Here is a 25,072-nt window from a genome sequence, read left to right as displayed (position 1 = left end):
CGTCGGCTCCAGTCAAATAGTTTTTTCAGTCACGAAAATTCAACCCATGTCACATCCGCTGCCCTGTCGACACGTCAATTTTGACGATTGGCTGCTTTTCGTCAGGGTTTTCACTGCAAATGGGCCGTAAAGTCTGGGTATACCCATATAAAAAACATGGCATAGAAGCTGCATAGTGGGTGCGAAAGATTCGATTAACTGGAGCAGACTGATGAAAAAAGTCGTCACGGTTTGCCCTTATTGTGCCTCAGGTTGCAAAATTCACCTGGTGGTCGATAACGGCAAAATCGTCCGGGCGGAGGCCGCGCAGGGGAAAACCAATCAGGGCACGCTGTGCCTGAAAGGTTACTACGGCTGGGATTTTATTAACGATACTCAAATCCTCACCCCGCGCCTGAAAACCCCTATGATCCGCCGCGAGCGCGGTGGCAAGCTGGAATCCGTCTCCTGGAATGAGGCGCTGGATTACGTCGCCTCACGCCTGAGTGCCATTAAGGCCAAATACGGCCCTGATGCCATTCAGACCACCGGTTCCTCACGTGGGACGGGAAATGAAACGAACTATGTAATGCAGAAATTCGCGCGCGCCGTTATTGGTACCAATAACGTCGACTGCTGCGCTCGCGTCTGACACGGCCCATCGGTTGCAGGTCTGCACCAGTCGGTCGGTAACGGCGCAATGAGTAATGCGATCAACGAGATAGATAATACCGATCTCGTGTTTATTTTCGGCTATAACCCGGCGGATTCTCACCCTATCGTCGCGAACCATGTTATTCGCGCCAAACAGAATGGGGCGAAGATCATCGTCTGCGATCCGCGCAAAATTGAAACCGCGCGCATTGCCGATATGCACATTGCATTGAAAAACGGTTCGAACATCGCGCTGTTGAACGCAATGGGGCACGTCATTATTGAGGAGAACCTGTACGACCAGGCGTTTGTCGCCACCCGTACGGAAGGCTTTGACGAGTACCGGAAAATTGTCGAAGTCTATACGCCAGAGTCGGTAGAAGCGATAACCGGCGTCAGCGCGCAGGAGATCCGCCAGGCGGCACGGATGTATGCCGGGGCGAAAACCGCCGCGATCCTGTGGGGCATGGGCGTGACCCAGTTCTACCAGGGGGTGGAAACCGTGCGTTCTCTGACCAGCCTCGCCATGCTGACGGGGAATCTCGGTAAGGCGCACGTTGGCGTCAACCCGGTGCGTGGGCAGAATAACGTGCAGGGCGCGTGTGATATGGGTGCACTGCCGGATACCTATCCGGGCTATCAGTACGTGAAATTCCCGGAGAACCGCGCCAAGTTCGCGAAGGCCTGGGGCGTGGAAAGCCTGCCGGAACACACCGGGTATCGCATCAGCGAGCTGCCGCACCGCGCGGCGCACGGCGAAGTGCGTGCGGCCTACATCATGGGCGAAGATCCGCTCCAGACCGACGCCGAGCTGTCTGCGGTGCGCAAAGGGTTTGAGGACCTGGAGCTGGTGATTGTCCAGGATATCTTTATGACCAAAACCGCGGCAGCGGCGGATGTGATTCTACCGTCAACGTCCTGGGGTGAGCATGAAGGTGTCTATACGGCAGCAGACCGTGGCTTCCAGCGCTTCTTTAAAGCGGTAGAGCCGAAGTGGGATCTGAAAACGGACTGGCAGATCATCAGCGAAATCGCCACCCGCATGGGCTACCCAATGCACTACAACAACACTCAGGAGATCTGGGACGAGCTGCGTCATCTGTGCCCGGATTTCTTTGGTGCCACTTACGAAAAAATGGGTGAACTGGGGTATATCCAGTGGCCATGCCGGGATGAGTCAGAGGCTGATCAGGGCACGTCGTATCTCTTCAAAGAGAAATTCGACACCCCGAACGGACTGGCACAATTCTTCACGTGTGACTGGGTCGCCCCTATCGACAAACTCACCGATGAGTATCCGATGGTGCTTTCCACCGTGCGTGAAGTTGGCCACTACTCCTGTCGTTCCATGACGGGCAACTGTGCCGCGCTGGCGGCACTGGCGGATGAACCAGGCTATGCGCAGATCAACACCGCCGACGCTGACCGTCTCGGTATTGAGGATGAAGCGCTGGTGTGGGTGAACTCTCGTAAAGGCCGAATCATTACTCGTGCGCAGGTCAGCGACCGTCCTAACAAAGGTGCGGTCTATATGACCTACCAGTGGTGGATTGGCGCCTGTAACGAGCTGGTGACGGAGAACTTAAGCCCGATAACTAAAACGCCGGAGTATAAATACTGCGCCGTCAACGTGGAGCCAATTGCGGATCAGCACGCTGCGGAACAGTATGTCATCGACGAATATAACAAGCTGAAAGCCCGACTGCGCGAAAGCGCAATGGGTTGAAGCTGTTAATTCATCAGTGAATAAAGGGAGTGAGATATTCACTCCCTTTTTATTTCCGCTTAAAGCATTCGAAATATCAATTATTATTCTGGAAAGCCGCTCGCAGAAATAATGTAATTTACGCAAACAAGAATTACATCTTTGCATTTTAATTCAGAGGGATAAGATGTGCGGCGGGTGCTTAAGACTTTCTGTCTTGAGCATTGTTGAGGGACAGAAAGTGGAAAGCCCCGGGAAATCGTCATTTACCTGTACTGCACCCATTTTGTTGGACGATGAAATGGAATAGTCCCTGATATGTCAAAGCCAAAATACCCCTTCGAAAAGCGCCTTGAAGTCGTGAATCACTACTTCACAACTGATGATGGTTACAGGATCATCTCTGCACGTTTTGGTGTGCCTCGAACCCAGGTCAGGACGTGGGTTGCCCTCTATGAAAAACATGGAGAAAAAGGTTTAATTCCCAAACCTAAAGGCGTTAGTGCTGATCCAGAGTTGCGCATTAAGGTCGTGAAAGCCGTGACCGAGCAGCAGATGTCCCTCAATCAGGCTGCTGCTCACTTTATGCTTGCTGGTAGTGGTTCTGTAGCCAAGTGGCTGAAAGTCTATGAGGAGCACGGAGAAGCTGGTTTACGCGCACTCAAGATCGGCACCAAAAGAAACATTACAATGTCAGTTGATCCAGAAAAAGCGGCGTTAGCATTGGAGCTGTCGAAAGACCGACGTATTGAGGATCTTGAAAGACAAGTTCGATTCCTTGAAATGCGGCTTACGTATCTAAAAAAGCTGAAAGCCTTAGCTCATCCCGCGAAAAAGTGAAAGTACTCAACGAGCTAAGGCAGTTTTACCCTCTTGATGAGCTTCTCAAGGCAGCGGAGATACCGCGCAGTACGTTTTATTACCATCTAAAGGCTCTCAGCAAGCCTGATAAGTATGCGGATGTTAAAAAGCGTATTGGTGAGATTTATCACGAGAATAAAGGTCGTTACGGATACCGTAGGGTAACGTTGTCTCTCCATCGAGACGGGGAACGGATTAACCATAAAGCCGTTCAGCGCCTGATGGGAACCCTCTCGCTTAAGGCAGCGATTAAGGTCAAGCGATACAGCTCCTACAGAGGAGAGGTAGGGCAAACCGCCCCCAATGTTCTCCAAAGGGATTTCAAGGCTACACGGCCAAACGAGAAGTGGGTTACCGACGTTACTGAATTTGCAGTCAATGGGCGAAAGCTGTATTTGTCTCCAGTAATAGATCTCTTCAACAACGAAGTTATTTCTTACAGCCTGTCGGAAAGACCTGTGATGAACATGGTCGAGAATATGCTCGATCAGGCATTCAAAAAGCTTAAGCCTCACGAGCATCCTATTCTGCACTCTGACCAGGGATGGCAGTATCGTATGAGAAGGTATCAAAACATCCTTAAAGAACAAGGCATTACACAGAGCATGTCCAGAAAAGGCAATTGTCTGGATAATGCAGTCGTGGAATGTTTCTTTGGAACCTTAAAGTCGGAGTGTTTTTATCTTGACGAGTTCAGTAATATAAGCGAACTGAAGGATGCTGTTACGGAATATATTGACTACTACAACAGCAGAAGAATTAGCCTGAAATTAAAAGGTCTGAGTCCAATTGAATATCGAACCCAGACCTATGTGCCTCGTGTTTAACTGTCCAACTTTTTGGGGTCAGTACAACCCGAGGCTACCCCTCAACACCAACAGGTTGAGAGTAGCCTCTTATTCTAGTTTTCACAAGGAGTAAAAGGCATGACGCCATTAAAAACTGCGTTAGGCATTGTCTTTATTATTTGCCTGACGATAGTGATATTTACCTTTATTAATCGCGGTAAGTTATGCGAACTCACAATAAAGAGTGAACATCAGGAGGTGGCGGCGAAATTAGCCTGCAACGCAGGCTAACCTCTTCGGGCGGAGCGACGGTTCCGCCCGGCTTGTCGGATGCTGAGGTCTTAATGCACCCATTTTTTTCTTCTGTCACCGCGATTATACTGCGCGGCATGTACCAAGATGATAAGAATCCATGAAACACATTTTCCTGTTGTTGTTAGTTTTTACGTCGCTTGCCCGTGCCGATGAGATTGGCAGCCAGTATAAAAAGCAAGCTGAAGCGGGTGATGCCCGCGCCCAGTATTATCTTGCCGATACGTACTTCAGCTCTGGCGACAGCAAACAGGCGGCGCTGTGGGCAGAGAAAGCGGCAAAAGGGGGCGACGTTGATGCGATGGCGCTGCTGTCACAAATCCAGTTTACGCAGGGCGATTACGCGCAGGCTAAAGCGCTGGCGCAGCAGGCGAACATCGCAGGCAGTAAACGGGGTGCGATCATGCTGGCACGCGTGCTGGTCAACACCCAGGCAGGCAAAACCGACTATCCACAGGCCATCAAACTGCTGCAAACGGCAACCGAAGATATCGACAATGACTCGGCGGTAGATGCGCAACTGCTGCTGGGTTTGATTTATGCCAACGGTGTAGAAGTGGCTCAGGACGATGTTCAGGCGGCATCATGGTTTAAACGCAGTTCAGCACTTTCACGTACGGGCTACGCCGAGTACTGGGCTGGAATGTTGTTCAGACAGGGTGAGAAAGGCTTTATCATCCCCAATAAACAGAAAGCGCTGTACTGGTTGAACCTGAGTTGTACTGAAGGGTTTGATACGGGATGCGAAGAGTTTGACGCGTTGAGCGGGGAGTAAACATTGCCGGGTGGCGCAGGCCACCCGGCTTTTTACATTATTGGTCAGCCGTCTTATCAAAACGACCCAGCACCTCGCGTTCATACGCCAGCGCTTTTTTACGGTCGAATTTGTGTTCCCACTTGGCAATCACCAGCACCGCCAGGGCGTTACCCACCACATTCAGCGCCGTACGCGCCATGTCGAGGATACGGTCAACACCGGCGATGAATGCCAGGCCTTCCAGCGGGATCCCGACGCTACCCAGCGTTGCCAGCAACACCACGAACGAAACGCCCGGTACGCCTGCGATACCTTTTGAAGTCACCATCAGGGTCAGCACCAGCACGATCTCCTGCCACAGCGACAGGTCAATCCCGTACAGCTGAGCGATGAAGATCGCCGCAATACTCTGGTACAGCGTTGAGCCATCCAGGTTAAAGGAGTAGCCGGTTGGCACCACGAAGCTGGTGATCGACGCTGGCGCGCCGTAGGCTTCCATCTTCTCAATAATACGCGGCAGCACGCTCTCAGAGCTTGCCGTGGAGTAGGCCAGAATCAGCTCATCTTTCAGGATACGAATCAGGATCCAGATGCTCAGCCCGCACAGACGCGCCACGATGCCCAGCACCACCAGCGCAAAGAACAGGATGGCGAAGTGCACCAGAATCACCAGCTTCGCCAGCGGCCACAGGGAGGCGAAACCGAAATTCGCTACGGTCACAGCAATAAGTGCAAACACCCCAACCGGCGCATAGCGCATCACCATGTGAGTCACTTTGAACATGGTTTCAGAGATTGAGCGGAACACCGTCACCAATGGTTCACGGTGTGTCGCAGGCAGGGAAGAGAGACCCAGACCAAACAGCACCGAGAAGAAGATGATAGGCAGCATCTCACCCTTCGCCATAGACGCCACGATGTTGGTCGGAACCAGCGACAGGATTGTGCCCATCAGGCCATGCGCATGGCTCTGCACATCAGCAGTTGTGCTTTGGTATTTCGAAATATCCACCGTCGCGAGTTGCGACATATCAATCCCGGAGCCTGGCTGGAACACATTCGCCATCGTAATGCCCAGGATAATGGCAATCGTCGTGATCACTTCGAAATAGATAATGGTTTTCGCCCCGATACGGCCTAACTGTTTCGCATCGCCGACGCCCGCAATACCGACCACCAGCGTCGAAATCACAATCGGTACCACAATCATCTTGATCAGATGAATAAAGATATCACCTGCTGGCGAGAGCAGGTTCGCAATCAGCCATTCGCGACTGTCACTGTGATAATGGAGGTAACTGCCCAGCAAGATGCCCAGCACAAGGGCTAGCAAAATTTGCCAGGCCAGGCTGACTTTAACGTTTTTCATAGAAACTGACTTCCTCAATGAAGCTCCCTGATCACTCAAACTGCATGAATATGGAGCCATACTGAAAGGGTATGAATTGTGTTGCGTTGGTTTATGGGATTTTTTAACGCGGCGTATGAGTATCATTTGCACGGTATGTTGCGCAAGCCTTAAAGAACGATGCGTTTCACTACAAAAAGTTGCTATGACGCGAGTTTGTGACAATCCCGATAAATAACCTTTTGTTATAAAAACGCTTTTTTATGTTAATTTGTGAATAATCGGCTCGCTAAATTATTTTTCTTCAAAGTTTCATTCGCTCATTTTTCATACTATTCAAACAATGCGTGATCTGCCGCCCAAATAATAAACAAAGCTTGTAAAGCCCCTACAATTAACGTTTTTGCGACATATTATTAACATCTTACAAGGAGAAAAAAAGCCATGAGCCAAATACACAAACATGACATTCCCGCAAACATTGCGGACCGTTGCCTGATCACCCCGGAGCAGTACCACGAGAAATATCAGCAATCTATCAACAGCCCGGACATCTTCTGGGGTGAACAGGGTCATATCCTTGACTGGATCAAACCTTATCAGAAGGTGAAAAACACCTCCTTTGCGCCAGGCAACGTCTCCATAAAATGGTATGAAGATGGCACGCTGAACCTGGCGGCGAACTGCCTTGACCGTCACCTTGCCGAGCGCGGGAACGAGACGGCCATCATCTGGGAAGGCGATGATGCCTCACAGAGCAAACACATTACGTACAAAGAACTGCACCGCGACGTGTGCCGTTTCGCCAACGTCCTGCTGGAAAAGGGCATTAAAAAAGGCGATGTCGTGGCTATTTATATGCCGATGGTACCCGAAGCGGCGGTTGCCATGCTGGCATGCGCGCGCATCGGTGCGATCCACTCCGTCATCTTCGGCGGCTTCTCGCCAGAAGCGGTTGCCGGTCGTATTGTCGATTCAAATTCTAAACTGGTGATCACCGCCGATGAAGGCGTGCGCGCTGGTCGCAGTATTCCGCTGAAGAAAAACGTCGACGAAGCGTTGAAAAACCCGAACGTGAAAAGCGTCAGCAACGTTGTGGTGCTCAAGCGTACCGGCGGTAAGATCGACTGGAAAGAAGGTCGCGACCTGTGGTGGAGCGATTTGATTGAAAAAGCGAGCGACCAGCATCAGCCGCAAGAGATGAATGCGGAAGATCCGCTGTTCATTCTTTACACCTCCGGGTCGACCGGCAAGCCGAAAGGCGTGCTGCACACCACCGGCGGCTATCTGGTCTATGCGGCCACCACTTTCAAATACGTCTTCGACTATCACCCGGGTGACATTTACTGGTGTACCGCCGACGTGGGCTGGGTCACCGGACACAGCTACCTGCTGTACGGCCCGCTGGCCTGCGGTGCCACCACGCTGATGTTTGAAGGTGTCCCAAACTGGCCGACGCCAGCGCGTATGTGTCAGGTGGTCGACAAACACAAGGTCAACATTCTCTATACTGCGCCAACGGCGATCCGTGCGCTGATGGCAGAAGGCGATAAAGCCATCGAAGGTACTGACCGCTCTTCCCTGCGTATTCTTGGTTCCGTGGGTGAGCCAATTAACCCGGAAGCCTGGGAGTGGTACTGGAAGAAAATCGGTAACGAGAAATGCCCGGTGATGGACACCTGGTGGCAGACCGAGACCGGCGGCTTTATGATCACCCCAATGCCGGGAGCGACCCAACTGAAAGCAGGTTCTGCAACGAACCCATTCTTCGGCGTACAGCCTGCACTGGTGGATAACGAAGGTCATCCGCTTGAAGGGGCAACCGAAGGCAACCTGGTGATCACTGACTCCTGGCCAGGTCAGGCGCGCACGTTATTCGGCGATCACGAACGCTTCGAGCAGACCTATTTCTCCACCTTTAAAAATATGTATTTCAGTGGCGATGGCGCGCGTCGCGATGAAGATGGTTACTACTGGATAACCGGGCGCGTGGACGATGTGCTGAACGTCTCCGGCCACCGTCTGGGCACCGCCGAGATTGAATCTGCACTGGTGTCTCATCCGAAGATTGCTGAAGCCGCCGTGGTAGGTATCCCGCATAACATCAAAGGCCAGGCGATTTACGCCTATGTCACCCTGAACCACGGTGAAGAGCCATCGCCAGAGCTGTATGCCGAGGTGCGCAACTGGGTACGTAAAGAGATTGGCCCGCTTGCCACACCGGATGTTCTGCACTGGACCGACTCGCTGCCGAAAACCCGTTCAGGCAAAATTATGCGCCGTATTCTGCGCAAAATCGCGGCAGGTGACACCAGCAACCTCGGTGACACCTCAACGCTCGCGGATCCTGGCGTGGTGGACAAACTGCTCGAAGAAAAGCAGGCCATCGCAATGCCGTCGTAACCCCCTCACCCTAACCCTCTCCCGCAAGGGAGAGGGAACAATAAAACCTCCCCTACCAATACTTCTGGAGACTCTGTGATGAATAACGATATTTGTCAGCAGATAGAGAATAGTGCGCACTACAGGGAGCTCGTCGATAAACGGCAACGGTTTGCCTTCATCCTTTCCATCATCATGCTGATTATCTACGTCGGCTTTATTCTGCTTATCGCCTTTGCCCCACACTGGCTCGGCACCCCGCTGCACGAGGGGACCAGCGTCACGCGCGGGATCCCCATTGGCATTGGCGTGATTGTGATTTCATTTGTGCTGACCGGCGTGTACGTCTGGCGCGCGAACGGTGAATTCGATCGTCTTAATAAAGCGGTACTGCAAGAGGTAAAAGCATCATGAAGCGAGTCCTGACGGCGCTAGCCGCCACACTTCCCATTGCCGCCCACGCGGCGGATGCCATTACCGGTGAGGTACAGCGCCAGCCAACCAACTGGCAGGCGATTGTGATGTTCCTGATTTTCGTCCTGCTGACGCTGTACATCACGTACTGGGCATCGAAACGCGTGCGCTCCCGTAACGATTACTACACTGCGGGCGGCAACATTACCGGTTTCCAGAACGGGCTGGCGATTGCGGGTGACTTTATGTCTGCGGCCTCGTTCCTCGGGATCTCCGCGCTGGTGTATACCTCCGGCTACGATGGTCTGATTTACTCGCTCGGCTTCCTGGTCGGCTGGCCAATCATTCTGTTCCTGATTGCTGAACGCCTGCGTAACCTGGGACGCTACACCTTTGCAGACGTCGCATCTTATCGCCTGAAACAGGGGCCGATTCGCACCCTCTCAGCCTGTGGCTCGCTGGTGGTGGTTGCGCTGTACCTGATTGCGCAGATGGTGGGCGCGGGTAAGTTGATCGAACTCCTGTTCGGCCTGAACTACCACGTCGCAGTGGTGCTGGTTGGCGTCCTGATGGTGATGTACGTCCTGTTCGGCGGCATGCTCGCAACGACCTGGGTGCAGATCATCAAAGCCGTACTGCTGCTGTTCGGCGCCAGCTTTATGGCCTTCATGGTGATGAAACACGTTGGGTTCAGCTTCAATAACCTGTTTACCGAAGCGATGGCGGTCCACCCGAAAGGTGAAGCCATCATGAGCCCGGGCGGTCTGGTGAAAGACCCGATTTCAGCCCTTTCGCTCGGTCTGGGTCTGATGTTCGGTACTGCAGGGTTGCCGCACATCCTGATGCGTTTCTTCACCGTGAGCGATGCACGCGAAGCACGTAAGAGCGTTTTCTACGCCACCGGTTTCATGGGTTACTTCTATATCCTGACCTTTATCATCGGCTTTGGTGCCATCATGCTGGTGGGGGCAAACCCGGTGTTTAAAGATGCGGCAGGTGCGCTGATTGGTGGTAACAACATGGCGGCGGTGCATCTGGCCGACGCGGTGGGCGGGAATCTGTTCCTCGGCTTTATCTCCGCCGTGGCCTTCGCTACCATTCTTGCGGTGGTTGCAGGGCTGACGCTGGCAGGTGCGTCTGCGGTGTCACACGACCTCTACGCCAACGTCTTCCGTAAAGGCGCGAGCGAACGTGATGAGCTGAAGGTTTCCAAGATCACCGTGCTGGTGCTGGGTGTGGTCGCTATTCTGCTGGGCATTCTCTTTGAGAAGCAGAACATCGCCTTTATGGTGGGGCTGGCCTTCTCGATCGCGGCAAGCTGCAATTTCCCGATCATCCTGCTCTCCATGTACTGGTCAAGACTGACCACCCGTGGGGCGATGATTGGTGGCTGGCTGGGACTGCTGACGGCGGTGATCCTGATGATTCTGGGCCCAACCATTTGGGTGCAGATACTCGGTCATGAGAAAGCTATCTTCCCGTATGAATACCCGGCGCTGTTCTCTATTGCCGTGGCGTTTATCGGTATCTGGTTCTTCTCGGCTACCGACAATTCGCCGGAGGGTAACCTGGAACGCGAGAAATTCCGCGCCCAGTTTATTCGTTCGCAAACCGGTCTTGGCGTTGAGCAGGGTCGCGCGCACTAAGCCTTTCCTCCCCGGTTACTCTGGCCGGGGAATTTAAAACATCACCCACGCCACCAGCGGCGCAATCAGCACCATCACCACGCCTGAGAGCATCATCACCTGGCTCGCCACGACGCCCTCCTGCTGACCCAGCTCATAGGAACGTGCCGTGCCCGCACCGTGCGACGCCGCGCCAAAGCCCGCACCTTTCGCCATCCCTTCCCGAATAGACAGCCGCAGAAACAGCATATCACCCACCGCCATGCCGAAGACGCCGGTGACAACAACAAACAGCGCTACCAGATCCGGCTGTCCGCCAAGCGGTTTGGCCGCGGCCAGCGCAAATGGTGTCGTCACCGAACGTACCGCCAGGCTGCGCTGAATTTCATCGGGCAGCGTAAACAGCCGCGCCAGCCAGACCGAGCTACAGACCGCCACCACCGTGGCGGTGATCACGCCTGCGCTGAGCGACATCCAGTGGCGTTTGATAATCGCCAGGTTGTCATACACCGGGACGGCAAAGGCGATAGTCGCCGGCCCCAGCAGCCACAGCAGCCAGTGGGATTCGCCAATGTAGTTCTGCCAGGAGATATGACCGAAGACCAGCATCAACACCAGCAGGATAGGTGTGAAGACCAGCGGCATCAGCGGCAGGGCGTGAAAACGGCGATACAGCCGCTTGTTAGCAAAGTAGATCGCCAGCGTCGCAATCAGGCACAAGACGCTTATCTGAAAGTTAGTCATGTTTGTGCCTGCTGATTTCAAAGCGATACACTTTATCCACCACCCAGGCGGTCGTCCCCAGCACCATCAGCGTACTCAGCGTACTCAGCGCGATGACCGCAAAGATGCGCCAGCCATCCACCATCAGCAGTTGCGCATAGTTCACCACCGCTACCACTGCCGGAACAAAGAACAGCAGCATCTCTGCCAGCAGCCAGCGCGCACCAGCCCGTACCCAATTGAGGGGAATGACGCGACAAAGGATGAGCGTCAGCATCAGCATCATCCCCACAAGGTTGGCTGGCAGCGGCAGATGCAGCCAGCCGACAAGATATTCGGCAAAAACAAACAGTCCCGCGTAGAGCAGTACCTGAACCGGTACCTGGAGTCGTTGCGCAACGGCAGGCGTAACACGGCTTAACGCCACGGCCATGGGGGTTTCCTCAAAAATGAGACGAGGCGCCAGTATAGTGAGCGCACGGTATGGACAGAAATGAATTAAAATCATCAAAGGTATAGTTTCGAGGAATAATCATGGACATAAGAACGCTGCGCTATTTTGTCGAAGTGGTTCGTCAGCAAAGTTTTACCCGCGCAGCGGAGAAGTTGTTTGTTACCCAGCCCACCATCAGCAAGATGCTGAAAAACCTCGAAGATGAACTGAACTGCACTTTGCTGATCCGCGACGGGCGCAAGCTGTTACTGACCGATACCGGGCGCGTCGTCTTTGAGCGTGGGCTGGCAATCCTGGCGGAGTTCCGCCAGCTGGAAGCGGAGCTGGACGATATCAATCATCTGACGAAAGGTGTGCTTCGTCTCGGCATTCCGCCGATGGTAGGGATGATGATGGCCGGGCCGATTAGCCTGTTTCGCCAGCGCTATCCCGGCGTAGAGCTGAAGATATCTGAATTTGGCGGATTAACCGTCCAGCAGGCGGTTATCAACGGCGAGCTGGACGTGGCGATGACCGCCCTCCCCGTTGAGGAAGAGAGTGGCCTGGCGACACTGCCGCTCTTCAGCCATCCACTGTGCGTACTGGTTCCCCGCTCCGGCGACTGGCTGAAGAGAGACTCGGTGAAACCCGAGCTTCTCGGCGAACATCCGCTGCTGATTTACAACGAAGACTTTGCGCTCAGCCGCCAGTTGATGACGTTATTTAATCAACACAACGTGAAGCCGCGCATTGCGGTTCGCAGTGGTCAGTGGGATTTCCTGGCCGCGATGGTGCAGGCAGGTGTGGGGATTGCCATCCTGCCACAACCGATTTGCGAGCGGCTGGATAAAAACACGCTGCGCTGGATCCCGCTGGAGAGCAATCTTCACTGGCAGTTAGGGATGATATGGCGCGAAGGGGTGTATTTGTCGCACAGCGCACAGGCGTGGCTGGAGTGCTGTGAGGGGTTTTGGATCCCCTCACCCTAACCCTCTCCCACAGGGAGAGGGAACCGATCGAGCACGTAGGCCCGGTAAGCGTAGCGCCACCGGGCAAAAGCGCGTTACTGATTCTCTATCAACAGCGCTTCCAGCAGATCCAGATCGTGCAGCAGCTTTTGCAGCGTTTCGTTACTGATCTGGCGCGTGGCGCGCAGATGGTACAATTCAGCACGCTCTGAACGCAGCGCCGCCAGACGGAACCGGCGTTCGAGGTTCTCCTCCTGCAGCGAACTTTCCACATCGTTACGCCCATCGGCACGGCGACGCAGGTTACCAATCACGCGGGAACTGACTTCCGTCAGCAGTTGATTGTCGATGTTCTCTTCCGCATCGGCGGCCAGACGTTCTTCCATTTTCTGGATTGCCACAATCGCCACTTCGGCAGTCGCCGCACGGGCAATGCGCTCTTCCTTGTGCTGCTGGGTCGAATCACCGGCGTCAATGTGCTGCAGCAAAATAGGCAACATCACCACGCCAACAAACAGCGAGAACAGAATGACACCTGCCGCCAGGAACACCAGCTCATAGCGCGCCGGGAAGACATCGCCCGTCGGTAGCAGCAATGGAATAGAGAGCACACCGGCGAGGGTAATCGCCCCGCGTACCCCTGCGAAGGAGGCAATCAGCAGTTCACGTGTGGTCCACGAGCCGAACTCCATCGGTTTTTTCGTCAGGAAACGCACGCTGAACTTTTTCATCGTCCACAGCCAACCGAAACGCACCAGCATTAACGCCAGGTAGATCAGCACGATATCGGTAAACAGCATCCAGACTTCAACGTTCGGATCGGCCTCGGCCGCCACCAGCGAGGACTCCATAATGCCTGGCAATTGCAGGCCCAGGAGCAGGAACACCATGCCGTTAAAGACAAATTCCAGCATTGCCCAGGTGCTGTTCGCACGCAGACGCATAGCCAACGGTGCGCGACGCATCACGCCGGAACGGGTGATGGTCATGCCTGCCGCCACCGCAGCCAGAATGCCTGACACGCCGATATGTTCGGCAATCAGATAAGAGGCAAAAGGCAGAAGGAACAGCAGCACGATTTGCGTTGCGGGCTCATCGCCGCCCCAACGGCTGAGGAACCGCAGCGAACGTCCGTACAGCCAGCTCACCACGAAGCCTGCGAGAATACCGCCAATCGCCACCTTGAAGAATTCCAGCGTCGCACCGCCGACGGTAAAGACCATCGTGCCCATCGCGACCGCCACCGCAAACTTCAGGGCAACCAGGCCGGAGGCGTCATTCATCAGCGCCTCACCCTGTAGAATGCCCATAATTTTCTTCGGAATTCGGCCCTCACCCACAATGCCAGAAAGTGCCACAGCATCGGTTGGTGACAGGACGGCGGCCAGCGCAAAAGCGGGAATTAACGGGATACCCGGCACCGCCCAGTAAATCAGAAAACCAATCCCAACCACGGTGACCACCACCAGCGCCAGCGCCAGACCGAAAATCTCTCGCCCGTGCTCAAGGAATTCGCGCGTGGGGGTTTTCCAGCCATCTGCAAACAGCAGTGGTGGGATAAACAGCACGAGGAACAGTTCGGGATCGAACTCCACGTGCAGGCCAAACGTTGGCCACGCCAGCAGCGCGCCGATGGCAATTTGCATTAATGGAAGGGGGACCTGAAAGGGCAGTACGCGTGTAACTACCCCAGATAGCGAGACCACAAGGGTCATGATGAGTATTGTGAAGAAGATTTCCATGCGTTCCCTGTTTGCTGTGTTGCTTATGTACTCCGGAAGGCGTCGTGCCTTTTATTCTATCTTCCCCAGAGTAACGCAAAAGGCAACAGGATGAGTCCTGAAAATAAAAACGGGCGGCCTGAGCCACCCGTTTTTGCATCAAAGGACAACTTAGATTGCCCAACCGCCCGCGTAGAACGCCACCAGCGCAACGGCGATCACCACCGTGCCGATGTTCAGTTTGCGCCACTCGCCAGAGACCAGACGACCAATCACCAGCGATGCAAAACCGATCATAATGCCGGTCACGATGTTACAGGTCAGTACGATAAATACCGCGGTGATGAGGCCGGACATCGCATCCACAAAGTCAGCAAAGTCGATTTTTGCCACGTTGCTCAGCATCAGCAGACCAACGTACATCAGCGCTGGTGCGGTCGCATACGCCGGAACCAGATAGGAGAGCGGAGAAAGGAACAGGATCAGCAGGAACAGCACGCCGACGGTGATCGCCGTCAGGCCGGTTTTACCGCCTGCCGCCGTCCCCGCTGCGGACTCGATGTATACTGCAGCCGGTGCCGCACCCACCAGACCAGAGAAGACGCTGCTCAGGGAGTCAGTGGTCAGCGCTTTGCCGCCATCAATAATCTGACCGTCTTTATCCAGCAGGTTCGCTTGTCCCGCTACCGCGCGGATAGTTCCGGTTGCATCAAACACGGCAGTCATCACCAGCGCCAGCACGCTTGGCAGGATCACCGGGTTCAGCGCGCCGACGATATCCAGGCTACCAATCAGGGAGTTGCCTTTGTCATCGCTCAGCGACGGCATGGCGAAAATCCCGGAGAAGTGGACGTTTGGATCGAAAATCAGGCCGACAATAGAAACCCCGATAATGGTCAGCAGAATACCGCCCGGGACTTTCAGTTTTTCCAGACCGATAATCACCGCCAGGCCAATCAAAGACATAATCACCGGGAAGCTCGCGAAGTGACCGAGCGCAACCGGCAGACCGTCCAGCGGGTTCTTGATGACCAGACCGACGCCGTTGGCGGCAATCAGCAGCAGGAACAGGCCGATACCGATACCCGTACCGTGCGCTACGCCGTGCGGCAGGTTGCGCAAAATCCAGCTACGGATGCCGGTCGCTGAAATAACGGTAAACAGTACCCCCATCAGGAACACGGCACCCAACGCAACCGGTACGCTGATGTGTTGACCCAGCACCAGACTGAATGCGGTAAACGCCGTCAGAGAGATAGCGCAACCAATTGCCAGCGGCAGGTTCGCCCACAGGCCCATCACGATGGAGCCCACACCGGCCACAAGGCAGGTAGCAACAAAGACAGCTGCAGGCGGGAAGCCCGCTTTGCCCAGCATGCCCGGCACAACAATGACGGAGTAAACCATCGCCAGGAACGTTGTCAGACCGGCAACGACTTCCTGGCGCACGGTGCTGCCGCGAGCCGAAATTTTAAACATGGCGTCAAGTGAACCGCCAGTACGCGCAGATGGCGTAGACATAGAAAACATCCCCTGAGAGTTTTTTAGAAAGTCCGTAAGCGTGGTGGAGACGCCACTGCCAGCTAAACGTCAAATCCTTGAGTTGCGTTGGTGACGAAAGGGCGTCACATAAAAAGCAAACGTTTAGCTCCGCGCTTACAAACGGGTGGTCAAATTAAGGCAAACGATTATCTAGCCTAATCACCGCCCTTTTCAACTGAACTTTGTCGTTTTTCGCTAAAATTCACTTATGACGCTGAAGAAATAAACAGAGGATGCGCAAACGTTATCGTTTATGCGCAATTTGTTTACATTTCAATCGTCCCCCGGGATAGATAATGGCCCACCTTGTTCCAGCGTTCTTTTCCACCCGGGGCTGTTCTCAACCTTTTTCTTCCATGCCTGAATATGCGGCAGATTATTGATGCCACCGCGCGCCAGCAGGGCAAAAATCGGGAAACTCATCTGGATGTCGGCCATGCTGAGCGAATCCCCGGCAAACCAGCTGTTTTTAGCAAGATGCGACTCAATAAAGCGCGCATGGGTTTCCAGCTGGCGGTTAAGATAGGCTTTCTGCACTCCCTGTCCCAGCGCTTTACCCAGCGTTCTGATACCAAACGGGACGGGAGGTTTACCGAGGCTGTTAAACACCAGCTTCATTAACAACAGCGGCATCAGCGACCCTTCGGCATAATGCAGCCAGAAGCGGTATTGCACCTTATGAGCGGGATCCAAGGGTTTCAACCGTGAGTCGGGATCGTACGTTTCCTGCAAATACTCCAGAATGGCGCCTGACTCCGCCAGAATCAGGCCATTATCTTCGACGACCGGCGATTTGCCCAACGGGTGCACTTTTTTGAGGGACTCAGGAGCCAGCATGTTCTTTTCGCGCTGGTAGTGAATGATCTCATAAGGCAGGGCGAGTTCTTCCAGCGCCCAGATCACACGATGTGAGCGCGACTGGTTAAGGTGATGTACCGTAAGCATGGTTGTCTCCTGTTATTCATACTTTTTAACTATAGAAAATCGAACAACACCGCGAAAAAAATTCGGCTAAAAAACAACCGGCGTGGCTGGCGAAATGACGGGGCTTGCATAGAATTAAAGTGTCAGCACAATCCGGAACCTCCCCAACCAGCTCGACATGAGGGGTGCTGATGTCGGGGGAAACCCTCCCGTGAACCAGCGGGATAGAGAGAAAGACAAAGACCGGGAAAAACTAAAGCGCCCTTATGTGGCGCTTTAGTTCTTTATTAATCCTCTTCCAGCAATCGGGCTCCCGTTCCCTGTTCGCCCAGCCTGTCGCCCGGGTTACGCAACGGACAATCACTACGGGACAAACAGCCGCAACCAATGCAGCCATCCAGCTCGTCACGCAGTGCGACCAGGGTATGGATACGCCTGTCCAGCTCTTCACGCCACTGGGACGAAAGCTCCTTCCACTCTTTCGGGCTCAGCGTGTGACCTTCCGGCAGCACGCCAAATGCCTCGCCAATAGTGGCCAGGGGAATTCCGATTCTCTGCGCAATTTTGATAATCGCCACATAGCGAAGCACATCGCGGGTATAGCGGCGCTGGTTTCCACCGTTACGGATACTCTTGATTAACCCTTTGCTTTCATAGAAGTGGAGCGCGGATACTGCAACGCCGCTTCGCTTTGCCACTTCACCTGGAGTTAACAGCGCTTTAATTCGCGGCAATCTCTTTTCCATAAAACCTCTTTACCTCAAGTTAACTTGAGGAATTATACTCCCCCGCAGAGAAAACGACGAATCAACCAGGAAAGTTGTATCTACAGAGGGGCACCGTATGTCACATCAGCAGATTATTCAGACACTTATTGAATGGATTGATGAACATATCGACCAACCGTTGAACATTGATGTGGTCGCTAAAAAGTCGGGCTATTCGAAATGGTATTTACAGAGGATGTTCCGGACGGTTATGCATCAGACGTTGGGTGAGTACATTCGTCAGCGCAGACTGCTGCTGGCAGCCCAGGCGCTACGCTCAACGCAGCGGCCCATTTTTGATATCGCGATGGATCTTGGTTATGTGTCGCAACAAACCTTTTCCCGCGTGTTCCGTCGCGAATTTGACCGCACGCCGAGCGATTATCGCCACCAGTTGAATTAATCACTATCAATGCAAAGGTTGCTGCTGCCAGGTCATAAACTCCTGGGGCGGCATCGCTTTCGCGAAGTGCCATCCCTGACAGAACTGAACACCGCGCTTCAACAACCAACCGACCTGCTCTGCCGTCTCTACCCCTTCCGCAATGGTTTTCAGGCGCAGGCTTTGTGCCATCTCAATAATATGCTCGGCGATCAAGTGACTGGTGCTGTTGGTCGTCAAGGTGTCGATAAAGGATTTGTCGATTTTGAGGATATCAACGTTCAGCGAATAGAGGTTATGCAGGTTAGAGTAACCCGTCCCGAAATCATCAATTGCGACTTCATAACCTGCCTGACGGAAAGCCTGAATCACCGGTGTGGTTTTTGGCACATCAATAAACCCGCGTTCCGTCACCTCAATCTTGATTTGCTGCGCACGCACGTCATAGTGGCGGGCCTTGTCAGAAATCATGGCGATCAGCCGCGAGGAGTGGAAATCCGTGGCCGACAGGTTAATCGAGATATAGAGGTGCGGATGTGCGGCCAGGAAATGGCCCAGATCGCTGAACACCTCCTCAACAACATAATCCGTTATCCGCTCGCTCATTCCCTCTTTTTCAGCCAGCGGAATAAACTCTGCCGGGCTCATTACCTGTCCGTTAAAACCAGGCCAGCGTAACAACGCCTCAGCCCCCACACACTGATTGTTCTTGATATCAATGATCGGCTGATAGTGCAGGCAAAGCTGGCGTTTGTTCAGCGCCCGTTGCAGCAAGCGCCCAGGGGAATTGAGTTCACGATGGGTACGCGACCAAACCAGCAAAATAATAATGCTGCAGATCATCCCCAGTGGCAGCGTCAATGTCGCCTGATGATAAAGCGTTTCATAAAAGCGTTTATTCGATGTTGACACAATAGCCGCAATCGGTCTTTTTGGCGATTTTACGACGGTATAAAAACGGTTATCTTTTTGAAATACCGATTCCTTATCCCGAATCATCGAATTTAATAAAGAAACATTGGCTTTTTGGCTAACGGAAAAGAATGCATTGGTTATCGTGTCGTACACTCCCCATGAAAGGGAATGATCGTTTGACATCACTTCGCTGTACGAAAGCGGATTGACCACCACCACATAATTCCCACGCTGCATATATGTCATTTTATAGCCAGTATAAAATGGGGTATCGCGATAATAATAGATAGCGACATCCGGTTTACGGGTAATGGTGCCAACTTACTGATTTAGTGTATGATGGTGTTTTTGAGGTGCTCCAGTGGCTTCTGTTTCTATCAGCTGTCCCTCCTGTTCAGCTACTGAAGGCGTGGTGCGTAACGGTAAAAGTACTGCCGGACATCAGCGCTATCTCTGCTCTCACTGCCGTAAAACATGGCAGCTACAGTTCACTTACACCGCTTCTCAACCCGGTACGCATCAGAAAATCATTGATATGGCCATGAATGGCGTCGGATGTCGCGCCAGTGCACGCATTATGGGCGTTGGCCTCAACACGATTTTACGACACTTAAAAACTCAGGCCGCAGTCGGTAAACTCACGCATACAACCGGGCAGTGACGTCATTGTTTGCGCGGAAATGGACGAACAGTGGGGTTACGTCGGCGCTAAATCACGCCAGCGCTGGTTGTTTTACGCGTATGACGGGATACGGAGGACGGTTGTGGCGCACGTATTCGGTGAACGCACGTTGGCCACGCTGGAGCGTCTTCTGGGCCTGCTGTCGGCCTTTGAGGTCGTGGTATGGATGACGGATGGCTGGCGCTGTATGAATCACGCCTGAAGGGAGAACTGCACGTTATCAGCAAGCGATATACGCAGCGCATTGAGCGGCATAACCTGAATCTGAGGCAGCATCTGGCAAGGCTGGGCAGGAAGTCACTGTCGTTCTCAAAATCGGTGGAGCTGCATGACAAAGTCATCGGGCATTATCTGAACATAAAACACTATCAGTAAGTTGGAGTCATTACCAAAGTTTGCATAACACCCCACTTTGCAATTGCGTATAGCCAGGGTGCTGCGGAGGAAATAAGGCGCGGCCAATATTCTCTTTCCAGTAGATCACCCGCCATGATCGGTGATGCCGCTGGAGCAGGGTACCTGCCAGAAAATCGGCGGCTTCAAAAGAGTGGCAGGCCACCTCACCTGCGCAGACGACACGGTGCAGCCCGTCATTATCATTAACGCTTACCCAGGCCAGGCTCGCCCCCAGCGAGCGATTGATCGTCTCCAGCATTTCTGCCAGTGAACACTGAGTGTGAAGCTGGGGCATCAACTTAGCCAGCGCATGCAAAGCCTGCATGCTGTCATTAACAATCTCACATCGTTTTTTTTTCATCTTTTTGCCGATTATCACGCGATAAACCGGACGCAACTGTCTTCAGGTTCAAAAACCGGTCAGCCAGAGCTGGAGGCTGAAAATCAGCACAACGAAATGAAACGACTGTTGTGTGTAATTAAAAACGGACAAAGAAATAAAAATAATAATAAAATTCAAAAACCTGAAAGGTTAGCTGCGAGTAAATTAATATGTCCACTCAAGCATAATCTATAGGTTTATTGCTGTAAACGTTGTACAACAGGCGCCGTCTTGCAGAGGTTTTGCTATCTCGATGAATTCATTATGAAGAGTAGGGGAAAAGGGTTTATTAGCCAGCAAAGATATATTTTCTATCTGATACCTATCCATTTCATACAGCTATGAATCCTTCAATTTTCATCATCCTGACACTGGCGAATAAATCATCAAATGTGATATGGTTCACATATCTTATGTAATTAAAAACACTGTTTCATTCAGTGAGTCTGTTTTGTAGAGGATGGGTTTTATGGCAACCATTACTACCAGCATGGTTCTCTTACGCTGGCCGTTGTTGAGTGCGGTATTGATGTTTTTAGCCAGTACGCTGAACATTCAGTTTCGTAAGTCTGATTACGCTGGCCTTGCTATCATCAGCACCCTGCTTGGGCTGGGTGCAGCCTGCTGGTTTGCAACGGGCCTGCTTGGCATCACCCTGCTGGATATCGCTGCCGTCTGGGAAAATATTAAAGTGGTGATGGTTGAAGCGATGAGCCACACGCCACCAGACTGGCCGATGGTGATTACCTGATCCCTTACGGAATAAAAAACCCAGACTATTGTCTGGGTTTTTTGTTTGGATATCAGGGGATCAGAACGGAATATCGTCGTCGAAATCCATTGGTGGCTCGTTAGACGGTGCAGGAGCAGACTGCTGCTGCGGGCGAGACTGTGCGCCACCGCTAAACTGGTTGCCACCCTGCGGCTGCTGAGGCTGACCCCAACCGCCCTGCTGCTGGCCGCCACCTGCTGGTGCGCCACCGCCCTGACGGCCACCCAGCATCTGCATGGTGCCGCCAACGTTTACCACAACTTCAGTAGTGTATTTCTCAGCTCCGGACTGATCGGTCCATTTGCGGGTACGCAGCTGGCCTTCGATATACACCTGAGAACCTTTACGCAGATATTCACCGGCCACTTCTGCCAGTTTGCCAAACAGCACAACGCGGTGCCATTCAGTCTGCTCTTTCATCTCACCGGTCGCTTTATCACGCCAGGATTCGGAAGTAGCCAGCGTAATGTTGGCAACTGCGCCACCACTCGGCATGTAGCGTACTTCCGGGTCCTGGCCCAGATTACCGACGAGAATCACCTTGTTTACGCCTCTGCTGGCCATGTTCGTGTCTCCTGAATACGTTTCTTAATAGTGTAAACGCGCGAGTGTACCATTTCCACGCTGCATTTTGATAGCTGCGAGATGGATTCCAGAGTTCTCGTGCGAACGCTACATTGTTACATAGCCAATCGGAAAATGCATTCCAATACTGTATATTCAAACAGGTTAAATTGTGTCATAATTAGCCGTTTCTGACAGCCGTTTGTCCTTCAAACAAACCAGGCAATCCGTGTTCCAACCGGGAAAGGTGAATGGATAAGATCGAAGTTCGGGGCGCCCGCACCCACAATCTCAAGAATATCAACCTCATAATCCCTCGCGACAAACTCATCGTCGTGACCGGGCTTTCGGGGTCTGGCAAATCCTCACTGGCTTTCGACACTTTATATGCCGAAGGACAGCGTCGTTACGTTGAATCACTCTCTGCGTACGCGCGTCAGTTCCTGTCGCTGATGGAAAAACCGGATGTCGACCACATTGAAGGGTTGTCCCCTGCTATCTCTATTGAGCAGAAGTCCACCTCGCACAACCCGCGTTCAACGGTCGGTACCATTACCGAAATTCACGACTACCTGCGTCTGCTGTATGCCCGTGTGGGTGAGCCGCGCTGCCCGGACCACGACGTCCCGCTGGCGGCCCAGACCGTGAGCCAGATGGTGGATAACGTGCTGTCGCAGCCGGAAGGCAAACGCCTGATGCTGCTGGCCCCCATCATTAAAGAGCGTAAAGGCGAACACACCAAAACGCTGGAAAACCTCGCAAGCCAGGGTTATATCCGCGCCCGTATCGACGGTGAAGTGTGTGATCTGTCAGATCCCCCCAAGCTGGAGCTGCAGAAAAAGCACACCATCGAAGTGGTGATTGACCGCTTCAAAGTACGTGACGATCTCGCGACGCGTCTGGCGGAATCCTTTGAAACGGCGCTGGAACTCTCCGGCGGCACGGCCGTGGTCTCCGACATGGACGATCCGAAAGCAGAAGAGCTGCTCTTCTCCGCTAACTTTGCCTGCCCGATTTGCGGCTACAGCATGCGCGAGCTGGAACCGCGCCTGTTTTCGTTCAACAACCCGGCGGGCGCGTGTCCGACGTGTGACGGCCTGGGCGTTCAGCAGTATTTCGACCCGGATCGTGTGATCCAGAACCCAGAACTGTCCCTGGCAGGCGGGGCCATTCGCGGCTGGGACAAGCGTAACTTCTACTACTTCCAGATGCTGAAATCGCTGGCAGAGCACTATAAGTTCGATGTTGAAGCCCCGTGGGCCAGCCTGAGCCCGAGTGTGCACAAAGTGATCCTGTTCGGTTCCGGCAAAGAGAACATCGAGTTCAAGTACATGAACGATCGCGGTGATACCTCTGTGCGTCGCCACCCGTTTGAAGGTGTGCTGCACAACATGGAGCGCCGTTACAAAGAGACCGAATCCAGCGCGGTACGCGAAGAACTGGCGAAATTCATCAGCAACCGCTCGTGCGCCACCTGTGACGGCACGCGTCTGCGTCGCGAAGCGCGCCACGTCTTTGTCGAAAATACGGCGCTGCCGACCATCTCAGACATGAGCATCGGCCACGCGATGGACTTCTTCAACAACCTGAAGCTCTCCGGACAGCGCGCGAAAATCGCCGAGAAAGTGCTGAAAGAGATCGGCGATCGTTTGAAATTCCTGGTGAACGTCGGCCTGAACTACCTGACGCTTTCACGCTCCGCTGAAACGCTCTCCGGCGGTGAAGCCCAGCGTATCCGTCTTGCCAGCCAGATCGGCGCAGGTTTAGTCGGCGTGATGTACGTCCTGGATGAGCCGTCTATCGGCCTGCACCAGCGTGATAACGAACGTCTGCTCGGCACGCTGATCCACCTGCGTAACCTCGGTAACACGGTAATTGTGGTTGAGCACGACGAAGACGCGATCCGCGCCGCTGACCACGTTATCGACATTGGCCCGGGCGCAGGCGTGCATGGCGGCCAGGTGGTCGCGGAAGGGACGCTGAAAGATATCATGGCGGTACCTGAATCGTTGACCGGCCAGTACATGAGCGGCAAGCGCAAGATCGACGTGCCGAAACAGCGCGTGGCAGCAAACCCGGAAAAAGTCCTGAAGCTGACAGGTGCACGCGGCAACAACCTGAAAGACGTCACCCTGACGCTGCCTGTCGGGCTGTTTACCTGTATTACTGGCGTGTCCGGTTCAGGTAAATCAACGCTTATCAACGATACGCTATTCCCGATTGCACAGACGGCACTGAACGGCGCAACGCTTGCCGAGCCAGCACCGTACCGCGATATTCAAGGTCTGGAGCATTTCGACAAGGTTATCGACATCGACCAGAGCCCGATTGGCCGTACCCCACGTTCTAACCCGGCGACCTATACTGGCGTCTTTACGCCTGTACGCGAACTCTTTGCTGGCGTACCGGAATCTCGTTCACGCGGCTATACACCAGGACGTTTCAGCTTCAACGTGCGTGGTGGGCGCTGTGAAGCGTGCCAGGGCGACGGAGTGATCAAAGTTGAGATGCACTTCCTGCCGGATATCTACGTGCCGTGCGACCAGTGCAAAGGCAAACGCTATAACCGCGAAACGCTGGAAATTAAGTACAAAGGCAAGACTATCCATGAAGTGCTGGATATGACCATTGAAGAAGCACGTGAGTTCTTCGATGCCGTCCCGGCGCTGGCGCGTAAGCTGCAAACGTTAATGGATGTGGGGCTGACCTATATCCGTCTCGGACAGTCAGCAACGACGCTCTCGGGTGGTGAAGCGCAGCGCGTGAAGCTGGCGCGTGAGCTGTCGAAACGCGGCACCGGTCAGACGCTCTACATTCTGGATGAGCCAACCACCGGCCTGCACTTTGCCGATATCCAGCAGTTGCTGGACGTTCTGCATCAGCTCAGAGATCAGGGCAACACCATTGTGGTCATTGAACACAACCTGGACGTGATTAAAACCGCGGACTGGATTGTCGATCTTGGCCCGGAAGGCGGTAGCGGCGGCGGTGAAATCCTCGTCTCCGGGACGCCAGAGACCGTTGCAGAGTGCGAAGCCTCGCACACCGCACGCTTCCTTAAACCGTTGCTGTAATT

Annotated in this window: 20 protein-coding genes and 2 pseudogenes; 12 read left to right on the top strand and 10 right to left on the bottom strand. The window is 53.6% G+C overall.

The annotated features are described in order from the left end of the window. Positions 1–211 precede the first annotated feature (211 nt). From fdhF to ACLHV8_RS01640, 4 genes are all read left to right on the top strand, one after another. Positions 212–2,359, top strand: a complete 2,148-nt coding sequence (fdhF, locus tag ACLHV8_RS01655) for a formate dehydrogenase subunit alpha (RefSeq protein ID WP_208595109.1) — start codon at positions 212–214, stop codon at positions 2,357–2,359. Positions 2,360–2,656: 297 nt separating this feature from the next. Continuing rightward, positions 2,657–4,026 (top strand): IS3-like element ISKpn8 family transposase gene (locus ACLHV8_RS01650; protein ID WP_085949440.1). Its coding sequence is split into 2 segments (ribosomal slippage): positions 2,657–3,137 and positions 3,137–4,026, totalling 1,371 coding nucleotides; the frame shifts between segments, so codons are not numbered across the junction. Between the two features lie 99 nt (positions 4,027–4,125). Continuing rightward, positions 4,126–4,278, top strand: coding sequence for a Hok/Gef family protein (locus ACLHV8_RS01645; RefSeq protein WP_028017915.1), 153 nt, complete (start codon positions 4,126–4,128; stop codon positions 4,276–4,278). Between the two features lie 121 nt (positions 4,279–4,399). Then, positions 4,400–5,074, top strand: coding sequence for a tetratricopeptide repeat protein (locus ACLHV8_RS01640; RefSeq protein WP_028017916.1), 675 nt, complete (start codon positions 4,400–4,402; stop codon positions 5,072–5,074). A gap of 37 nt (positions 5,075–5,111) precedes the next feature. On the opposite strand, the gene gltP is transcribed toward ACLHV8_RS01640, so the two are convergent. After that, positions 5,112–6,425 carry a glutamate/aspartate:proton symporter GltP gene (gltP, locus tag ACLHV8_RS01635; protein WP_014830305.1) on the bottom strand — a complete coding sequence of 438 codons (1,314 nt, stop codon included), beginning with the start codon at positions 6,423–6,425 and terminating at the stop codon, positions 5,112–5,114. 423 nt (positions 6,426–6,848) lie between these two features. Between gltP and acs the strand changes: the two genes are divergently transcribed. From acs to actP, 3 genes are all read left to right on the top strand, one after another. Next, positions 6,849–8,807: an acetate--CoA ligase gene (acs, locus tag ACLHV8_RS01630; RefSeq protein ID WP_028017917.1), complete on the top strand. Its 1,959-nt coding sequence runs from the start codon at positions 6,849–6,851 to the stop codon at positions 8,805–8,807. Positions 8,808–8,885: 78 nt separating this feature from the next. Then, positions 8,886–9,200 carry a DUF485 domain-containing protein gene (locus ACLHV8_RS01625; RefSeq protein WP_028017918.1) on the top strand — a complete coding sequence of 105 codons (315 nt, stop codon included), beginning with the start codon at positions 8,886–8,888 and terminating at the stop codon, positions 9,198–9,200. Beyond that, complete coding sequence (gene actP / locus ACLHV8_RS01620; protein ID WP_129324873.1) at positions 9,197–10,846, top strand: cation/acetate symporter ActP; 1,650 nt, start codon at positions 9,197–9,199, stop codon at positions 10,844–10,846. Before ACLHV8_RS01625 ends, actP begins: the two co-directional genes overlap by 4 nt. 33 nt (positions 10,847–10,879) lie before the next feature. On the opposite strand, the gene ACLHV8_RS01615 is transcribed toward actP, so the two are convergent. Then, a complete protein-coding gene (locus ACLHV8_RS01615; protein ID WP_208595108.1) occupies positions 10,880–11,569 on the bottom strand; it encodes an LrgB family protein in 690 nt (229 codons plus the stop codon). Beyond that, the gene (locus ACLHV8_RS01610; RefSeq protein WP_410376741.1) at positions 11,562–11,981 is read right to left on the bottom strand and encodes a CidA/LrgA family protein; all 420 of its coding nucleotides are present in this window, start codon (positions 11,979–11,981) and stop codon (positions 11,562–11,564) included. Before ACLHV8_RS01610 ends, ACLHV8_RS01615 begins: the two co-directional genes overlap by 8 nt. Positions 11,982–12,082: 101 nt before the next feature. On the opposite strand from ACLHV8_RS01610, the gene ACLHV8_RS01605 reads away from it, so the two are divergent. Continuing rightward, the gene (locus ACLHV8_RS01605) at positions 12,083–12,970 is read left to right on the top strand and encodes a LysR family transcriptional regulator (RefSeq protein ID WP_028017921.1); all 888 of its coding nucleotides are present in this window, start codon (positions 12,083–12,085) and stop codon (positions 12,968–12,970) included. Positions 12,971–13,044: 74 nt separating this feature from the next. Here the strand turns inward: ACLHV8_RS01605 and ACLHV8_RS01600 are convergent, their stop codons facing one another. The 4 genes from ACLHV8_RS01600 to soxR all read right to left on the bottom strand — a co-directional run bounded on the left by ACLHV8_RS01600 (position 13,045) and on the right by soxR (position 17,882). Continuing rightward, positions 13,045–14,691, bottom strand: coding sequence for a Na+/H+ antiporter (locus tag ACLHV8_RS01600; protein ID WP_028017922.1), 1,647 nt, complete (start codon positions 14,689–14,691; stop codon positions 13,045–13,047). Positions 14,692–14,841: 150 nt separating this feature from the next. Beyond that, positions 14,842–16,191, bottom strand: a complete 1,350-nt coding sequence (ghxP, locus tag ACLHV8_RS01595; protein ID WP_028017923.1) for a guanine/hypoxanthine transporter GhxP — start codon at positions 16,189–16,191, stop codon at positions 14,842–14,844. Positions 16,192–16,485: 294 nt separating this feature from the next. Continuing rightward, a complete protein-coding gene (locus ACLHV8_RS01590; RefSeq protein ID WP_028017924.1) occupies positions 16,486–17,157 on the bottom strand; it encodes a glutathione S-transferase family protein in 672 nt (223 codons plus the stop codon). Positions 17,158–17,423: 266 nt separating this feature from the next. Continuing rightward, complete coding sequence (gene soxR / locus ACLHV8_RS01585; RefSeq protein ID WP_023331806.1) at positions 17,424–17,882, bottom strand: redox-sensitive transcriptional activator SoxR; 459 nt, start codon at positions 17,880–17,882, stop codon at positions 17,424–17,426. Positions 17,883–17,979: 97 nt separating this feature from the next. On the opposite strand from soxR, the gene soxS reads away from it, so the two are divergent. Then, a complete protein-coding gene (gene soxS / locus ACLHV8_RS01580; RefSeq protein ID WP_013095071.1) occupies positions 17,980–18,306 on the top strand; it encodes a superoxide response transcriptional regulator SoxS in 327 nt (108 codons plus the stop codon). Positions 18,307–18,312: 6 nt separating this feature from the next. On the opposite strand, the pseudogene ACLHV8_RS01575 reads toward soxS, so the two are convergent. Then, positions 18,313–19,506: pseudogene (locus ACLHV8_RS01575) on the bottom strand (EAL domain-containing protein); the annotation flags it as partial. A 55-nt stretch (positions 19,507–19,561) separates the two neighbouring features. Here ACLHV8_RS01575 and ACLHV8_RS01570 point away from each other — a divergent pair. Next, positions 19,562–20,257: pseudogene (locus ACLHV8_RS01570) on the top strand (IS1 family transposase). Between the two features lie 10 nt (positions 20,258–20,267). Here ACLHV8_RS01570 and ACLHV8_RS01565 read toward each other — a convergent pair. After that, positions 20,268–20,639 (bottom strand): hypothetical protein, encoded by a 372-nt coding sequence (locus tag ACLHV8_RS01565; RefSeq protein WP_244250100.1) that lies wholly within the window; start codon positions 20,637–20,639, stop codon positions 20,268–20,270. 490 nt (positions 20,640–21,129) lie between these two features. Here ACLHV8_RS01565 and ACLHV8_RS01560 point away from each other — a divergent pair, with 490 nt between their 5' ends. Beyond that, positions 21,130–21,411, top strand: a complete 282-nt coding sequence (locus ACLHV8_RS01560; protein ID WP_028017927.1) for a YjcB family protein — start codon at positions 21,130–21,132, stop codon at positions 21,409–21,411. A gap of 60 nt (positions 21,412–21,471) precedes the next feature. Here the strand turns inward: ACLHV8_RS01560 and ssb1 are convergent, their stop codons facing one another. After that, positions 21,472–21,996: a single-stranded DNA-binding protein SSB1 gene (gene ssb1 / locus ACLHV8_RS01555; protein WP_008503384.1), complete on the bottom strand. Its 525-nt coding sequence runs from the start codon at positions 21,994–21,996 to the stop codon at positions 21,472–21,474. Between the two features lie 251 nt (positions 21,997–22,247). Between ssb1 and uvrA the strand changes: the two genes are divergently transcribed. Continuing rightward, on the top strand, positions 22,248–25,070 hold the full coding sequence (gene uvrA / locus ACLHV8_RS01550) for an excinuclease ABC subunit UvrA (RefSeq protein WP_028017928.1): 2,823 nt from the start codon (positions 22,248–22,250) through the stop codon (positions 25,068–25,070). Positions 25,071–25,072: the final 2 nt, after the last annotated feature.

Origin of the sequence: Enterobacter sp. CPE_E863 (genome assembly GCF_046521465.1) — a bacterium.
Lineage (GTDB): Bacteria > Pseudomonadota > Gammaproteobacteria > Enterobacterales > Enterobacteriaceae > Enterobacter > Enterobacter adelaidei.
This window is presented reverse-complemented; position numbering and strand designations above follow the sequence as displayed.

Excerpts from the sequence above, each read along its gene's own strand:
- ACLHV8_RS01645 (WP_028017915.1), top strand. The coding sequence starts at position 4,126 with ATGACGCCATTAAAAACTGCGTTAGGCATTGTCTTTATTATTTGCCTG.
- ACLHV8_RS01640 (WP_028017916.1), top strand. The coding sequence starts at position 4,400 with ATGAAACACATTTTCCTGTTGTTGTTAGTTTTTACGTCGCTTGCCCGT.
- gltP (WP_014830305.1), bottom strand. The coding sequence starts at position 6,425 with ATGAAAAACGTTAAAGTCAGCCTGGCCTGGCAAATTTTGCTAGCCCTT.
- acs (WP_028017917.1), top strand. The coding sequence starts at position 6,849 with ATGAGCCAAATACACAAACATGACATTCCCGCAAACATTGCGGACCGT.
- ACLHV8_RS01625 (WP_028017918.1), top strand. The coding sequence starts at position 8,886 with ATGAATAACGATATTTGTCAGCAGATAGAGAATAGTGCGCACTACAGG.
- actP (WP_129324873.1), top strand. The coding sequence starts at position 9,197 with ATGAAGCGAGTCCTGACGGCGCTAGCCGCCACACTTCCCATTGCCGCC.
- ACLHV8_RS01615 (WP_208595108.1), bottom strand. The coding sequence starts at position 11,569 with ATGACTAACTTTCAGATAAGCGTCTTGTGCCTGATTGCGACGCTGGCG.
- ACLHV8_RS01610 (WP_410376741.1), bottom strand. The coding sequence starts at position 11,981 with ATGGCCGTGGCGTTAAGCCGTGTTACGCCTGCCGTTGCGCAACGACTC.
- ACLHV8_RS01605 (WP_028017921.1), top strand. The coding sequence starts at position 12,083 with ATGGACATAAGAACGCTGCGCTATTTTGTCGAAGTGGTTCGTCAGCAA.
- ACLHV8_RS01600 (WP_028017922.1), bottom strand. The coding sequence starts at position 14,691 with ATGGAAATCTTCTTCACAATACTCATCATGACCCTTGTGGTCTCGCTA.
- ghxP (WP_028017923.1), bottom strand. The coding sequence starts at position 16,191 with ATGTCTACGCCATCTGCGCGTACTGGCGGTTCACTTGACGCCATGTTT.
- ACLHV8_RS01590 (WP_028017924.1), bottom strand. The coding sequence starts at position 17,157 with ATGCTTACGGTACATCACCTTAACCAGTCGCGCTCACATCGTGTGATC.
- soxR (WP_023331806.1), bottom strand. The coding sequence starts at position 17,882 with ATGGAAAAGAGATTGCCGCGAATTAAAGCGCTGTTAACTCCAGGTGAA.
- soxS (WP_013095071.1), top strand. The coding sequence starts at position 17,980 with ATGTCACATCAGCAGATTATTCAGACACTTATTGAATGGATTGATGAA.
- ACLHV8_RS01565 (WP_244250100.1), bottom strand. The coding sequence starts at position 20,639 with ATGAAAAAAAAACGATGTGAGATTGTTAATGACAGCATGCAGGCTTTG.
- ACLHV8_RS01560 (WP_028017927.1), top strand. The coding sequence starts at position 21,130 with ATGGCAACCATTACTACCAGCATGGTTCTCTTACGCTGGCCGTTGTTG.
- ssb1 (WP_008503384.1), bottom strand. The coding sequence starts at position 21,996 with ATGGCCAGCAGAGGCGTAAACAAGGTGATTCTCGTCGGTAATCTGGGC.
- uvrA (WP_028017928.1), top strand. The coding sequence starts at position 22,248 with ATGGATAAGATCGAAGTTCGGGGCGCCCGCACCCACAATCTCAAGAAT.